At 58.5% G+C, this 13439-nt stretch carries 10 protein-coding genes; 3 read left to right on the top strand and 7 right to left on the bottom strand.

From position 1 onward, the window contains the following. Positions 1–2 precede the first annotated feature (2 nt). From CA51_RS15740 to CA51_RS15710, 7 genes are all read right to left on the bottom strand, one after another. Positions 3–230, bottom strand: coding sequence for a hypothetical protein (locus tag CA51_RS15740; RefSeq protein WP_145122194.1), 228 nt, complete (start codon positions 228–230; stop codon positions 3–5). Positions 231–297: 67 nt separating this feature from the next. Next, positions 298–1302: a hypothetical protein gene (locus CA51_RS15735; RefSeq protein WP_145122192.1), complete on the bottom strand. Its 1005-nt coding sequence runs from the start codon at positions 1300–1302 to the stop codon at positions 298–300. A 269-nt stretch (positions 1303–1571) separates the two neighbouring features. Continuing rightward, positions 1572–1889, bottom strand: coding sequence for a metal-sulfur cluster assembly factor (locus CA51_RS15730; RefSeq protein WP_145122190.1), 318 nt, complete (start codon positions 1887–1889; stop codon positions 1572–1574). Positions 1890–1930: 41 nt separating this feature from the next. Then, a complete protein-coding gene (sufD, locus tag CA51_RS15725) occupies positions 1931–3238 on the bottom strand; it encodes a Fe-S cluster assembly protein SufD (protein ID WP_145122188.1) in 1308 nt (435 codons plus the stop codon). 112 nt (positions 3239–3350) lie between these two features. Further along, the gene (gene sufB / locus CA51_RS15720) at positions 3351–4757 is read right to left on the bottom strand and encodes a Fe-S cluster assembly protein SufB (protein ID WP_145097457.1); all 1407 of its coding nucleotides are present in this window, start codon (positions 4755–4757) and stop codon (positions 3351–3353) included. A gap of 95 nt (positions 4758–4852) precedes the next feature. Beyond that, a complete protein-coding gene (sufC, locus tag CA51_RS15715) occupies positions 4853–5674 on the bottom strand; it encodes a Fe-S cluster assembly ATPase SufC (RefSeq protein WP_145097460.1) in 822 nt (273 codons plus the stop codon). A 78-nt stretch (positions 5675–5752) separates the two neighbouring features. Further along, complete coding sequence (locus CA51_RS15710) at positions 5753–6400, bottom strand: helix-turn-helix transcriptional regulator (RefSeq protein ID WP_145122186.1); 648 nt, start codon at positions 6398–6400, stop codon at positions 5753–5755. A 283-nt stretch (positions 6401–6683) separates the two neighbouring features. Between CA51_RS15710 and CA51_RS15705 the strand changes: the two genes are divergently transcribed. The 3 genes from CA51_RS15705 (at position 6684) to CA51_RS15695 (ending at position 13341) form a co-directional block, all read left to right on the top strand. Beyond that, on the top strand, positions 6684–7787 hold the full coding sequence (locus tag CA51_RS15705; protein ID WP_145122184.1) for a glucose 1-dehydrogenase: 1104 nt from the start codon (positions 6684–6686) through the stop codon (positions 7785–7787). Between the two features lie 494 nt (positions 7788–8281). Further along, a complete protein-coding gene (locus CA51_RS15700; RefSeq protein WP_197451220.1) occupies positions 8282–11617 on the top strand; it encodes a PVC-type heme-binding CxxCH protein in 3336 nt (1111 codons plus the stop codon). Between the two features lie 215 nt (positions 11618–11832). Further along, the gene (locus CA51_RS15695; RefSeq protein ID WP_145122180.1) at positions 11833–13341 is read left to right on the top strand and encodes a gluzincin family metallopeptidase; all 1509 of its coding nucleotides are present in this window, start codon (positions 11833–11835) and stop codon (positions 13339–13341) included. Positions 13342–13439 lie beyond the last annotated feature (98 nt).

Raw genomic sequence — 13439 nt, 5'->3', positions numbered from 1 at the left:
CCTTAGGCTGCAAATCGTCGGTGGATCGGTTCCTCTTCAACCACGGCTGGGATCGAGTCGCGAATCCGCTTGCTCAATACCGCCGCGTCGTACCACGAAAAGTCGATCTCGGGATCGGCTGCAAAACGTCCCAACAACCGTAAGGTCTCGGTCCGATTTGCGTCGTCGTACAAAAAGATAAACTTCTCCTCTCCTTTGACGAGAGCCAGAACATTGATTTCCTTGTCCATCCAGTGACGCCCTAAAAGTGCTCGTGTTCGCCAGTTTCGCACCTCAGGTCCATCTTGCCTGAACTGCCTAGCGTTCGTATCGGCTGATAGGCCACCTAAGGATGAGGTCGCTTTTATGCTTGCCCCCCCTAGAACCGAGCATTTCGGTTATATGCAACTTGCAGCAAAAACGGATGAAATCGTCACTGCGGGATAGGTAAGATTGCCACCCTCCAAAACGGGCGTCATCATCGGAATAGAAGGTATCGGCCAACTTTTGCGTAAATTCGGAATCGTCTCCGCGGTAGATTCGCGTGTGTGATAGCACCGGCTCTGCTTGCGCTAGCATCGGCGGTGGAACGACGCTTGGTGGATCGGGTATCAGGCCAGTAGGGTCGGGCCATCCACCCGGCAGGCTGCCAGCAATCGCTGGATCGCCAGCCGCAGGGTCGAAGATCGTCATGTCGGCAGGAGCTGGCGGGGTGTCGCTGCTTGGATACGGAGCCTGAGGTGCCGGGGCGGCGGGGCTCTGCGGCGACTGAGTCTTCAGCTGAGCGCGAGCCAATTCGAATTCGGTTTCCAGGACGACATCGCGGGGGATGTCTTTTTCCTCTGGCGTTCCCCACGGCAGGCCATAGCCCGGCGGGATTGGATGGAAGCCGGGATTGGCTGCGTACCAATGTGTCGTCATCGCCATCCGCGGCGGGTAATACGGGGTGAAGTCGGTGACCGCACCGACGACGACCGCGTCGACATCGAGATATTGGGCGAAGCGTTGGAAATAGTCGGGGCCAGCTGAATCGCCGTACTGGCGATTGAATTCGTGCCACTTCAGCTTGGTCACGCCAACGGGTAGGACTTCGAAGCCGAGGATCGCTTGCAGTTCGCCGTAATAAGCTTCGGCAACCGCATCTTGATTCAGCGTCGGTTCGTTGGACTGATTGAAGAATGGCAGGACAGCGATCCGTTTCAGCTGGGGAAACGGATTGTGGACCTGCGGATCGTGGATCGCGTCGGGGACCAAGCTGCAGCCCGACGCCGAAATCAGCAGGAGCAACAACAGGCAGCAGGTGGTTTTCGATGAGCGCAACATCACACACTTCAATGCAAGTTATGCGCAGCTCCACCCTCCCCTTCGATAGATTCGACCGCGCCGTGTGATCGACTTTAACGATTATTCCGATTCTGCGGAAACTCCGATATACGGAGGCAGATCGGGGGGGCGATAGCATTGGAGCATCCGCCGCGGCCAAGAAGTGTCTCTTGCGAGTACAAGGGCGACGCGACGGAATCCGGATGCGCGTCGGCGCCCATCCGGTTGTAAGCTTGCTACCTATTAAGAGCCTTGGTGGCTCGATCGGTCTAAAAGATGCCCAGTTGGTCGCGGGCGTCGTCGGTCATGCAGTCGGGAGTCCATGGCGGATCCATCACGACTTTGACCTCGGCCTCTTCGACCCCTTCGCATTCTTCGATCGCAGCTTTCGCTCCGGCGACCAATTGCGGGCCGGCTGGGCACATCGGGCTGGTCATCGTCATGTCGATTTTGACGTCGTACTTCTCGTCTTCCTTCTCGGTGATGTAGACCTCGTAGACGAGGCCCAGATCGACGATGTTAACGAACAATTCCGGATCGATGACCTTCTTCAACGACTCGCGGACGGTATCTTCTTGCAACGGCATTTCGGTAAGCTCCGCCGAATAGTAGGGTGAATGGACGTCGCTTACGCGTAGTCTCGGACTTGTTTTGCGATCGCATCGCCCAACGCGTCGCGAACGCTTTCGATCGAGATCCGGTCGAAGATCTGCTGGAAGAATCCGGTGACGATCATCCGTACCGCTTCCTTCTGCGTGAATCCGCGGCAGCGAGCGTAGAAGATCTGTTCGGCATCGACTTGGCTGGACGTGCTGCCGTGGGTGCAGCGGACGTCGTCGGCTTCGATCTCCAGGCCGGGGATCGAATCGGCGCGAGCCGAACCGCTGAGCAACAGGTTGTCGTTGCGTTGGTAACCGTCGGTCTTCTGAGCGATCTTGTCGACCTTGATCATTCCCTTCCAAACGGTTTGGCTGTTGTCTTGCTGAGCCGATTTGTACAGGAAGTCGCTGTGGCAGTTGGGTGCCGAGTGATGCTGCAGGGTGTGGTAGGCCAGGTGCTGGCGTCCCTCGGTGAACATCACGCCGTTGACTTGGCTGTCCGCTCCGGGGCCGACCAGTTGAACCTGCTGGTTCACCTTGGCGAAGCCCGCTCCCATCGCGCTGATCGTCCATTGCAATGTTGCATCGCGGTCGACGATCGCTTGTTGGTGAGCGAAGTGGAAGGTCTTGTAGCCCCAATCTTGAAGGGTCACAAAACGCAGGTGCGATCCGGGGCGTTGGATCAACTCGATCGCACCGCAGTGGAAACCGCCCGCCTTGCGATCGAAGCTGTTCGATTCTTGCAGGACCGTCGCTTCGGCTCCCTCTTCCAACACGACCAGCGTGTGGGAAAGATCGGTTGCGCCGTCGTTCATGAACGATGACATGTGCAGTGGTTTGTCGATCACGACGCCGCGTGGAACATACAGGATCGAACCGCCGCTCCAGAACGCAGCGTGCAACGCGGCGAAACGGTCGTAGGTCGGATCGACTGCCGAAAAGAGCAGCGGTTGGATGATCTCGGGATGCTCGCTGACCAAGCGGTCCAGGCTGCCGAAGATCACGCCTTTGGCTGCCAGTTCAGGGTCGAGCGATTCGCTGACCATGTGGCAATCGAGCGTGTCGACGTGCCCCGCCAAATCGACGCCCACGTTCAGCAACGGGTGCGTTTCGGCAGCGGCTGGAGTGTCGGTGGGGACGGAGAATTTGTCGAGGTTGAACAGCCGCAAATCGCTGCGAATCCATTCCTCGTGCCGACGATGCGGCCATTCCATCTGCTGGTAGCTTTCCCACGCTTTTCGCCGCGCGTCGACAACCCATTGCGGTTGCGACTTGGTAGCGAGGAACGCTTCAAAGCCTTCGGTGTCAAATTTTGTTTGCGTCGCTGTTTGTGTCATGTCTGATTTTGGTGACGTCTAAATGGTTTTTCTATCAAGGAAAAGCGAGCAAATCGGAGACGGGGCCTTCAGCAGCGCGAAGCGCTAAAGGCCCTGCGGTCGATCCGATTGCTTAGCCGACGCTGCCTTCCATCTGCAGTTGGATCAGCTTGTTCATTTCGACGGCGTATTCCATCGGCAGCTCTTTGACCAACGGTTCGATGAACCCGTTGACGATCATCGCGCTGGCTTCCTGTTCGGTCAGGCCGCGGCTGAGCAGATAAAACAGCTGCTCTTCGCCGATCCGCGAAACGCTCGCCTCATGCCCGATCGAGACGTCTTGTTCCAAGATCTCGATGTAGGGATAGGTGTCGCTGCGGCTGATGTCATCCAAGATCAACGCGTCGCAGACGACGTTGTTCTTGCTGTGGTGAGCACCCTTTTCGACGCGAACCAGACCGCGGTAACTGCTGCGGCCGCCGTTCTTGCTGATCGATTTGGAGATGATCTGGCCGGTGGTGTGCGGTGCGGCGTGAACCAACTTGGCACCCGCGTCCTGATGCTGTCCGGCACCCGAAAACGCGATCGACAAGATTTCGCCGCGAGCACCCGGTTCCATCATGTGAACCGCAGGGTACTTCATCGTCAACTTGCTGCCCAAGTTGCCGTCGACCCATTCCATTGTGGCGTCGCCGTAAGCGTAAGCTCGCTTGGTGACCAGGTTGTAGATGTTGTTGGCCCAGTTTTGGATCGTCGTGTAACGGGCGCGAGCACCTCGCTTGACGATCACTTCGACAACCGCACTGTGCAAGCTTTCGCTGCTGTACATCGGCGCGGTGCAGCCTTCGACGTAGTGGATGCTGGCCCCTTCGTCGACGATGATCAACGTCCGTTCGAACTGACCCATGTTCTCCGCGTTGATGCGGAAATAGGCTTGCAGCGGGAAGTCGATCTTGACGCCCGGTGGAACGTAGATGAACGATCCGCCCGACCAAACGGCGCTGTTGAGCGCGGCAAATTTGTTGTCTTCCGGCGGAATGATCTTACCGAAGTACTCGCGGACCAAATCGGGATGCTCGCGAACCGCGGTGTCGGTGTCGGTGAAGATCACGCCCTGCTTGGCCAGATCCTCTTCCAACGAACCGTAGATCACTTCGCTCTCGAACTGCGCCTTCACGCCCGACAAGAACTTGCGTTCCGCTTCGGGAATGCCCAGCTTTTCGAAGGTGTCTTTGATCTCTTGGGGAACGTCGTCCCAGGTCTTTCCCTGATGATCGGTCGGCTTCAGGTAATAGAAGATATCCTGGAAATCGATATCGATCGCACCGCCCCACTTGGGCATCGGGCGTTCTTCGAACGTCTTCAGGCTCTTGAGCCGGAAGTCGAGCATCCACTTCGGCTCGTTCTTGATCTCGGAAATCTGGCGAACGATCGCTTCGTTGATACCCTTCTGGGCCTTGAACACTCCGGTCGTTTCGGTCCGGAAGTTGTACTTGTTGATCTCGCCAATTTCGGAGTTGTCTGCGATATCGATCGCCATGGGAAATTCCTTATATAGGTTAGCCGCCTGATTCGAGCGCGGCGTTTTTGTTCGTCGTTTGCGTCGAGTAGCGACCTGAGTCGCCGGTTCGATGCTTAAGCTTCGACAGCTTCTTCGGACAGCATCTCTTGGTTGAGAGCGTCTGCTTCGGGATGCGCCTTGCGAATTCGGTCGTATCCGTTGGTGTGCAATTCGTCGGCCAATTCGCTGCCGCCGGTTTCGACGATCCGGCCGCCCAACATCACGTGAGTGAATTCGGGCGGATTGTGTTCGAGCAATTTGTCGTGGTGGGTGATGATCAACAGACCCATCTTCTCGCGGCCGATCTCGGCGATCGATTCGCTGGCCAAACGAACGGCATCGGCGTCCAGACCGCTGTCGGTTTCGTCGAGGATTGCGAAGGTTGGTTGCAGCATCGCCATCGTCAAGATTTCGGCACGCTTCATTTCGCCACCGCTGAATCCGTCGTTGACGTAACGGCGAGCGAATTCGACATCCATTCGCAAGTGTTCCATCTTCCCCTTCAGTTCCTTGCGGAACTCACGCATCGGGATCAACTCTTCCCCTTCCTTGCGTTCGGGGTTGCGGACATTGGTTGTTGCGTGACGCAGGAAGTCGGCCATCTTGACGCCGGGGATCGCCATCGGGCGTTGGAACGCCATGAAGATTCCACCGCGAGCCCGCTCATCGGGGCTCATCGCCAGCACGTCTTGGTCGTCCAGGGTGATCGAACCCTCGGTCACTTCGTAACCGGGGTGTCCCATGATCGCCAATCCCAAGGTGCTCTTTCCGCTACCGTTGGGGCCCATCATGGCGTGGGTTTCCCCGTGTCGCATGACCAGGTCGACGCCGCGAAGGATCGGTTTGTCGCCAACGGAAACGTGCAGATTGGTGATGGTTAAGGTTGGTTTTGTCATGATTTCTTCGATTCCTGGTTATCCAAACCGCACTCGGTTCGCCGCCAATTGGGGGCCGTTGTCGGTTCGTATGGTCGTTTATTGGCTTGGTACGGGGGCAAATTGACAACACGAATGCCCGTCTAATTGACAGCGAGACAGCTCCATCGGTTGCCCCAAGGCCTCGCTCAACATCTCTTGTTCTAAGTGACACATGTCGCGTCGCTGGCCTTCGTCGGTCAGGTCGGGGTAGGGACAGGCGTGAACGTCCAAAACGGGCAGGCTGCCGTCGTTGGAAAATTCGGCCAAAATCCGCTTCTCCGCTAGCAAATGCGACATCGAATCCATCCGATCCGCTAAACTGCTGTCCGCCAGTTGCTCGCGGTATTCCGCCCCCACGCGTTGGGCGACCCGCTGCAGCAACCATTTGCGAGTTTCCGGGTCGGGCAATTCGCTGATCGCTTGCCACATTGCTACCGCAAGTTGGCCCGGATCAGCACCCGCCTGACGGTGTCCCGCCGGACTGAGCATGTAGGCAAAACTCGGTCGCCCGCGGCCGCCGTTGATCTTGGCCCGTTGGACCAGTCCCATTTCCAGCATCCTGTCGATTCGTTGGCGAACCGCCGTGGCGGTGACACCCATCGCATCGACAAGATCCGCGATCACCATCGATTCATGGCGCCTCAGCTGGTCCAACAATTGCCGGTCGACTTGGCGAACGTCGGTCGTTGGTTGCGTAGGGTTCATGAGGTCCGATTTCGGGAGTGCGAGAAGCTTTGCTGCACTTCACTCTAAGGGCATTCCTTCTTTTTGACAACGGTCCCTGTCAAAAATAATTCTGCCCCTCAAGACGCCCACTCCAAACAGCAGCATTCGGCTGTTACGATGGGACGGTCCGTGTCGGTTTAAATGCAATCAATGGAGTGATTCAAGCCCTTGGTCGCTTTCCAATTCAGCCGTTTGCTGGATTGTTGTACCGCCGAAGCCACATTCTTTTTTTCCACCCAAAACAGATCTAACTGAGACACTTATGAAAGCAGTCGCCGTCACGCCTGGAAAGCCTAACAGCGTCCATCTCGAAGATATTCCCATGCCAAAGGTCTCCGATATTCCGGACGAAAAGGGAGTTTTGGTTCGTGTTTTGAAAGTGGGCGTCGATGCGACCGACCGCGAGATCAACGACGCCTTGTACGGCAATGCGCCTCCCGGTTTCGAATACCTGGTCCTCGGTCACGAATCGTTTGGCGTTGTCGAAGCGGTTGGGGCGAATGTCCGTCGCTTCAAACCAGGCGATTACGTGACAGCGACCGTCCGCCGTCCGGGGGGATCGATCTACGATCAGATCGGCACCTATGACATGACAAGCGAAGAGACCTATTATGAGCGCGGGATCAACCTGCGACACGGTTTCTTGACCGAGTACTTTGTCGACGCCGAGGATTACATCGTTCGCGTCCCTCAAGGTCTGAAGCACTTGCACGTGCTGATGGAACCGATGAGCTGCGCTGCCAAAGCGGTTCACCAAGCCTATGAAGCCCAACGCCGGATGAAGGTTTGGCGTCCCGAGGTGGCTTACGTTCTGGGAAGCGGTCAGATCGGTCTGCTGACGACGCTGATCTTGAAGCTGCGCGGCCTGGATGTCTACACGATCGCTCGCGGCGAAGCGCCGAACTTGAAGAGCGAGATCGTGACCGGGATGGAAGCGAAATACATCAGCACCAAACAGACTCCGTTGGAAGAGTTGGTCAAGCAGACGGGCAAGCCGGAGTTGATCGTCGACGCGACCGGCAGCAGCCAGCTGGCCTTCGATGCGATGAAGCATCTTGGTCACAACGGCGTCCTGGTCTGGACCAGTATCACCGGTGGCGACAAGACGCACACCTTGCCCACCGACGAGATCAACATCAACTGGGTTCTTGGTAACAAGTTGTTAGTTGGCAGCGTGAACGCCAACCGCGATCACTTCGAGATGGGCATCCGCGACCTGGCGTTGGGCGAGATGATGTTCCCAAGCGTGCTGGAAAAGATCCTCACCAGCCCCGTCGACGGCCTGGACAACTATAAAGAGATGATGCGTTTGTTGGTCGAAGATGCCTCCGCGTTGAAGGTCTACGTCAACGTCGCCGACGAATAGTCGCCGCGCACGACGCCAGTCTTGGCCCATGCAAATTCACCCGCCCGGCGAAGCCGGGAGGGTCGAGAAACAAGCGTTTAGCGAGTTTCTCGGGGAGGGCTGCCCTGTCCAGTGGCGAAGCCACGGAATGCAATAGCCTGGGACGCAAGTCCCAGGAATCAGCCGAATCAACCCACTCCACGCCTCAGTCGCGAAGCGACGACAGGTGCACCAGTCCTATCTTCATGCCGTCGCTTCGCGACTGCGAGAGGACGCTGTGCTTGTGGGAACCAGGGACTTGCGTCCCTGGCTACTGCATGCCGTCGCTTTGCGACTGCCGAAGGACGCGTTGGGGGCGGCGGCGACTCCGCACCACTGGTTCGACCCTCCCTCAGCGAGCTTCTGGGCGTTAATATGTATGCCGTCGCTGGCATCCCCCGCTGATGTGTGGGCATCACGCCTCATCGACGATGCTCGATCAAATACCTCATCTCCTCCCACAAGAGCACCTTCTTATGTGTCGCTTACTGTCGGTTGCGGTTCTCTGTTTTCTCTCTTGCTGCAACCCAGCAGCACTCTTTGCCCAAGCGGCCTCGCCCGCTGTCGAACCGGTCATCGCGGCGGCGTCCAGCGAAGGGGAACAAGCGATCGCTGGCTTCAAGAAGCCCGACGGTTGGGCGGCGACACTTGTGGCGGCCGAACCGGAGGTGGCCAACATCGTCGCGTTTGATATCGATCGCAAGGGGCGGTTTTGGGTGTGCGAATCGTTCCGCCAAGACATCGGCGTGACCGACAATCGCGGCCACGATAACAAATGGTTGCGAGCCGATCTGGCGGCGCAGAGCGTGCAGGACCGGATCGCCTATCACAAACGCCTGTTGGGCGATCAAGCGATCACCTACGAACAGCAAGACGATCGAATTCGGTTGCTGCAAGATACGACTGGCGACGGGAAACTGGACAAGGCGACGGTTTTTGCCAGCGGATTTAACGGGATCGAAGAAGGGACCGGAGCGGGCGTTTTGGCTGTCGAAGACGATGTCTATTACACCTGCATTCCCAAGCTGTGGAAATTGAACGATCTCAACGGCGATGGGAAATCCGATCAACGGACCGCTCTGGCTGACGGGTTTGGCGTCCGCGTCGCATTTCGCGGCCACGACATGCACGGTTTGATCCGTGGCCCCGATGGGCGGATCTACTTCAGCATCGGCGACCGCGGCTACAACGTGCAGACCGCCGAAGGGAACCATCTGTTTGATCCGGGCAGCGGGGCGATCTTCCGCTGTGAACTGGACGGTTCGGATCTGGAGGTCTTTGCCACCGGGCTCCGCAACCCGCAGGAACTCGCCTTCGACGAATATGGCAACCTGTTCACCGGCGACAACAATTCCGACAGCGGCGACCGGGCGCGGTGGGTCTACATCGTCCAAGGTGGCGACACCGGCTGGCGGATGAATTACCAATATTATGGCGACCGCGGACCGTTCAATCGCGAGAAGATCTGGCATCCGTTCCATGAAGAACAGCCGGCTTACATCGTGCCGCCGATCGCTAATTTTGCTGACGGTCCGTCGGGGCTGACCTATTATCCCGGCACTGGTCTGAGCGACGATTGGAAGGGGCGATTCCTGCTGGCCGATTTCCGAGGGACGCCGGCAAACAGTGGCGTCCGCACCTTCCGCGTGAAACCGAAGGGAGCGTTCTTCGAACTCGTCGACGATCAGCAACCGCTGTGGAGCATCCTGGCGACCGACGTCGCGTTCGGACCCGATGGCGGGATCTACGTCAGCGACTGGGTCGACGGTTGGGTCGGGCAAGGGAAGGGCCGGGTCTACCGCTTTGCCGACCCCGAATACTCCGAATCGGAGATCGTAAAAGAAGTTCAGGCGCTGCTGGCAGGCGACTGGAACGCAATGCAGGAAGACCGGTTAGTCGATCTGTTGGGGCATGCCGATCAACGCGTGCGGCTCGCGGCGCAGTGGCAGCTGGCCGCGCGATCGGATGCCGAAGCATTCCGCCGCGTGATCCAAGACCCTACGCTTTCGACGGTCCATCGCCTGCATGGGGTCTGGGGCCTTGGGCAAATCGCTCGTGGGAAAGGGCTTTCGGCTGATATGATTCAGGCGATCGAACCGTTGGTCGTCGACGGCGATCCCTATCTGCGCGCCGCGGGAGCCGACCTGCTCGGCTCGCTTCCCAACCACACCGTCTCGCGGCACTTGCGCGATGCGATCGACGACCAGGACGATCGCGTCAAATATTTTGCGGCGATGGCCGTTGGTAGTCTCCGCGACAGCGAATCGTTCGACGCGATCGTGCGGATGTTGGAACGGAACAACAACCAGGATCCGATCCTTCGCCACGGCGGAATCATGGCCCTGTCTAGAATCGCCAGCAGTTCACAGATTGCTGAACTGAAGGATCACCCGAATCGATCGGTCCGCCGCGCCGCGGTGGTTGCCCTGCGTCGGCAAGCGTCGCCGCTGACCGCTGAATTTTTGAGCGACTACGAACCGATGGTCGCTCTGGAAGCCGCCCGCGCGATCAACGATCTGCCGATCGTCGAAGCTCTTCCCGCGTTGGCCGATCAAATCGCTCGCCCGACCGATGACGACGCGTTGATGCGGCGCGTGTTGAACGCCAACTTCCGCATCGGCAGCAACGATCGCCTGGTAGCCGTCGCTCGCTACGCCGCTGAACCATCGGCCAGCGAATCGTTGCGGTTGGAAGCGTTGGAGATGTTGTCGCAGTGGAAGCAGCCCGACGCGTTGGACCGCGTGATCAATCATTGGCGTCCGATGAAGCCGCGTCCCGATGCGGAAGTCGCCGCGGCGGTGACCGACCAATTGTCGCGGCTGCTGTCGACGCCGGAGCCGATCGCAAATCGAGCGATCGAGTTGGCGGCGGAGTTGGAGATCGCCGAGATCGCTCCGCAATTGATCGCTCGACTTTCGGACGAATCGATCGACGTGCAGACTCGCGCCGCAGCGATGTTGGCGCTGGCGAAGCTTGATCCCAAGGGAGCCCCCGGATTTGCTGGGAGCGCTCTGGTGGCGGACCAGCCCGAGTTGCGGATCGCCGCGCTCCGCGTGTTGGCGAAACTGGACGCTGGCAATTTGATGCCCGCACTGCGCGACGCGATCGCATCGAAAAATCCGACTGAACGCCAGGTCGCTTGGGATCTTTTGGCGGCCAACGAATCGGCGGAAGCGACGCACCAGATCGAAGACGGATTGCAGCAGTACATCGATGGCGATCTGCCCGAAGATGTTTGGCTGAACGTCGTCGAAGCGGCTAAGGGACGCGTGAACCCATCGCTTGCCAGCGACCTGGCGGCGGCCGAAGCGCGTTGGGCTCAGGACGATGCGTTGGCTATCTACCGCGCTTCGCTGGTCGGCGGCGATCGCGCCGCGGGGGAAAAGCTGTTCTTTGAAAAGACCGAACTCTCCTGCGTCCGCTGTCACCGCGTTCATCGTCAAGGTGGCCAAGTCGGCCCGGTGTTGACGACGATCGGAGCCCAGCGAGATCGCAAATACCTGCTCGAAGCGATCGTCCGTCCCGACGCGGCGATCGCCAAAGGCTTCGAAACCGCAGTCATCGCCGACGACCTGGGGCAGGTTTTCACCGGCATCATCCGGGACGAGACCGATGACGAAGTCCGGTTGATGAAAGCCGATGGCAGCGAGGTAAAGATCCCAACCGAAGAAATCGTGGCTCGCCGCCGCGGTAAATCGGCGATGCCCGAGGACCTCGTCAAACAGATGACGCCGCGAGAGATCCGCGATCTCGTTGCCTATTTGGAAAGTTTGAAAGTCGATCCGCGTGCTGGCGGCGGCGAGATCGAGTGATCGGTCAAGGGATGATCATGTTCGATAGTTCGTCTGATCGCAGACGATGACGCAGCGACACCTCGACGCGACCCGTCGGCGATTTTTGCCGACTAACTGCATTGGGGATTGTGGTATGGTGAAAAGTGCAGGGAATTGCTGTCGCAAATTCTCCGTTCCCTGCATTTAGTTCCTGTAGGGACTCACGCTGCGGATGTTCGAACAGGAGTTAGAAAATGCCGATCAACTTCATTCCCAACGATCCTTTATCACAAGCGTTTGCACCGCTGCGGACGATCGATCCACTTCCCGAGCGACCTGCCGACCGAGCGGGCTTCCGATTTTCGGGAGTGCAAGGCGAAGGGGAGCATAGCGTTGGGACGAAGGAGTTTCTGTTTTGGCAGTGCCGCGAGGCGGCGCTACGAAGTATCGAAACGTGGGAAGCGCTCAACGGGCCGCTGAAACGTTGGCAGGGAAACAAGAAGACGCTGTTGCTGCGTCAGGATGCGGGAGACGATCTGAACGCCTACTACGATCGGTCTTCGCTTTCGTTTTTCCATCACACCAGCGGCCAGAAAACGACGTATTCAGGGGCCAGCACCGACGTCGTCGCGCACGAAGCAGGGCACGCCTTTCTCGATGCGATTCGGCCCCAGTTGTTCAGCGTCAACTTCACCGAAACCGGCGCCTTCCACGAAGCCTTCGGCGATCTTGTGGCGATCCTTACCGCGTTGATGGATCCGCTGACCCGCGAGACGCTGTTGGCGGAGTCGCCCGATTTGCGAACAGCCAACTACGTCGAAGCGACCGCCGAGGATCTGTCCGATGGGATTCGCCGCGAGTATGGAGCGTCGCATGCTGCGTCCAAACCGCGTCGGGCGCTAAACGAGTTTGTCTGGCAGCACCCGATCCTCTTGCCACACAGTGCGCCGCCGGATGAGCTGAGTTCGGAGATCCACAGTTTTGGACGTGTCGTCAGCGGATGTGTCTACGATACGCTCGCCAACATCTTTAACTCGCGTCCCAATCGCGATGAACAATCGTTGCTGGAAGCTGCTCAAACGACAGGCCGGTTGTTGATCGGAGCGGCGAAGATCGCACCGTCGGAAAGCCGTTACTTCCGAGCTGTCGGGCGGGCGATGATCCTTGTCGATAGCGAGCTCAACGGAGGCGCCAATCATCTGTCGATCCGCGATGCCTTTGCGGCTCACAACATCCCCCTCGGTAGTTCGGCGATGTTGGCTCCGGTTTCGCTGTTGGCCGGTGGCGCTCCATCGATGTCGGGGCGTTCGCAAAAGATTAGCATCCCGAAATCGGTGACTACTGACCTGGCAAAACGTCTGGGGGTTGCCAGCACCGCGAAGTTTGCGGTTCAGTCGTTTCAGATGGCAGGCGAGACGATTGCCGAAGCGATTCATGAACACGAGGTGCCGTTGGGCGGTTTGGATCGGCGACTCAAGGGCGTCGTAGCCTTTGCTCCCGCGTCGGTGTTGGTCGGCGAGGTGAGCGCCCGCGCGGCGGTCTTGGGTGGGCTGCCCGATGTTCAAGGAGCGGCCGACGAGGTGGTGCAGTTTGTCGAAACTCTGCTCGATAACGATCGGGTGAAATACGAAGATTCCAACGCCGCGGAATCTGAAACCCCAGGCCGATTCAAGACGCATGCGATCCAGAGTGTGCGTGGGAAACGGGTGCTGACACGGATCGCCTTCGATTGTTTCGGCGGCTGTGGTCGCTCGCACGGTTAGCTGCCGGAAAGTGTCGCTCGGGCATGCTCGGTTGTTTTTTTGAGTCGGCGGCGGCGTTGGGCACAGAACGTGCATCGGTAGTGAAGATCTCAATTCAC

This window comes from Rosistilla oblonga, assembly GCF_007751715.1.
In the GTDB taxonomy this organism is placed as follows: Bacteria; Planctomycetota; Planctomycetia; order Pirellulales; family Pirellulaceae; genus Rosistilla; species Rosistilla oblonga.
Note: the sequence above shows the minus strand (reverse complement) of the source record. Positions and strands in the feature narration are given on the sequence as shown.

Excerpts from the sequence above, each read along its gene's own strand:
- CA51_RS15710 (WP_145122186.1), bottom strand. The coding sequence starts at position 6,400 with ATGAACCCTACGCAACCAACGACCGACGTTCGCCAAGTCGACCGGCAA.
- CA51_RS15735 (WP_145122192.1), bottom strand. The coding sequence starts at position 1,302 with ATGTTGCGCTCATCGAAAACCACCTGCTGCCTGTTGTTGCTCCTGCTG.
- sufB (WP_145097457.1), bottom strand. The coding sequence starts at position 4,757 with ATGGCGATCGATATCGCAGACAACTCCGAAATTGGCGAGATCAACAAG.
- CA51_RS15705 (WP_145122184.1), top strand. The coding sequence starts at position 6,684 with ATGAAAGCAGTCGCCGTCACGCCTGGAAAGCCTAACAGCGTCCATCTC.
- sufC (WP_145097460.1), bottom strand. The coding sequence starts at position 5,674 with ATGACAAAACCAACCTTAACCATCACCAATCTGCACGTTTCCGTTGGC.
- CA51_RS15700 (WP_197451220.1), top strand. The coding sequence starts at position 8,282 with ATGTGTCGCTTACTGTCGGTTGCGGTTCTCTGTTTTCTCTCTTGCTGC.
- CA51_RS15740 (WP_145122194.1), bottom strand. The coding sequence starts at position 230 with ATGGACAAGGAAATCAATGTTCTGGCTCTCGTCAAAGGAGAGGAGAAG.
- sufD (WP_145122188.1), bottom strand. The coding sequence starts at position 3,238 with ATGACACAAACAGCGACGCAAACAAAATTTGACACCGAAGGCTTTGAA.
- CA51_RS15730 (WP_145122190.1), bottom strand. The coding sequence starts at position 1,889 with ATGCCGTTGCAAGAAGATACCGTCCGCGAGTCGTTGAAGAAGGTCATC.
- CA51_RS15695 (WP_145122180.1), top strand. The coding sequence starts at position 11,833 with ATGCCGATCAACTTCATTCCCAACGATCCTTTATCACAAGCGTTTGCA.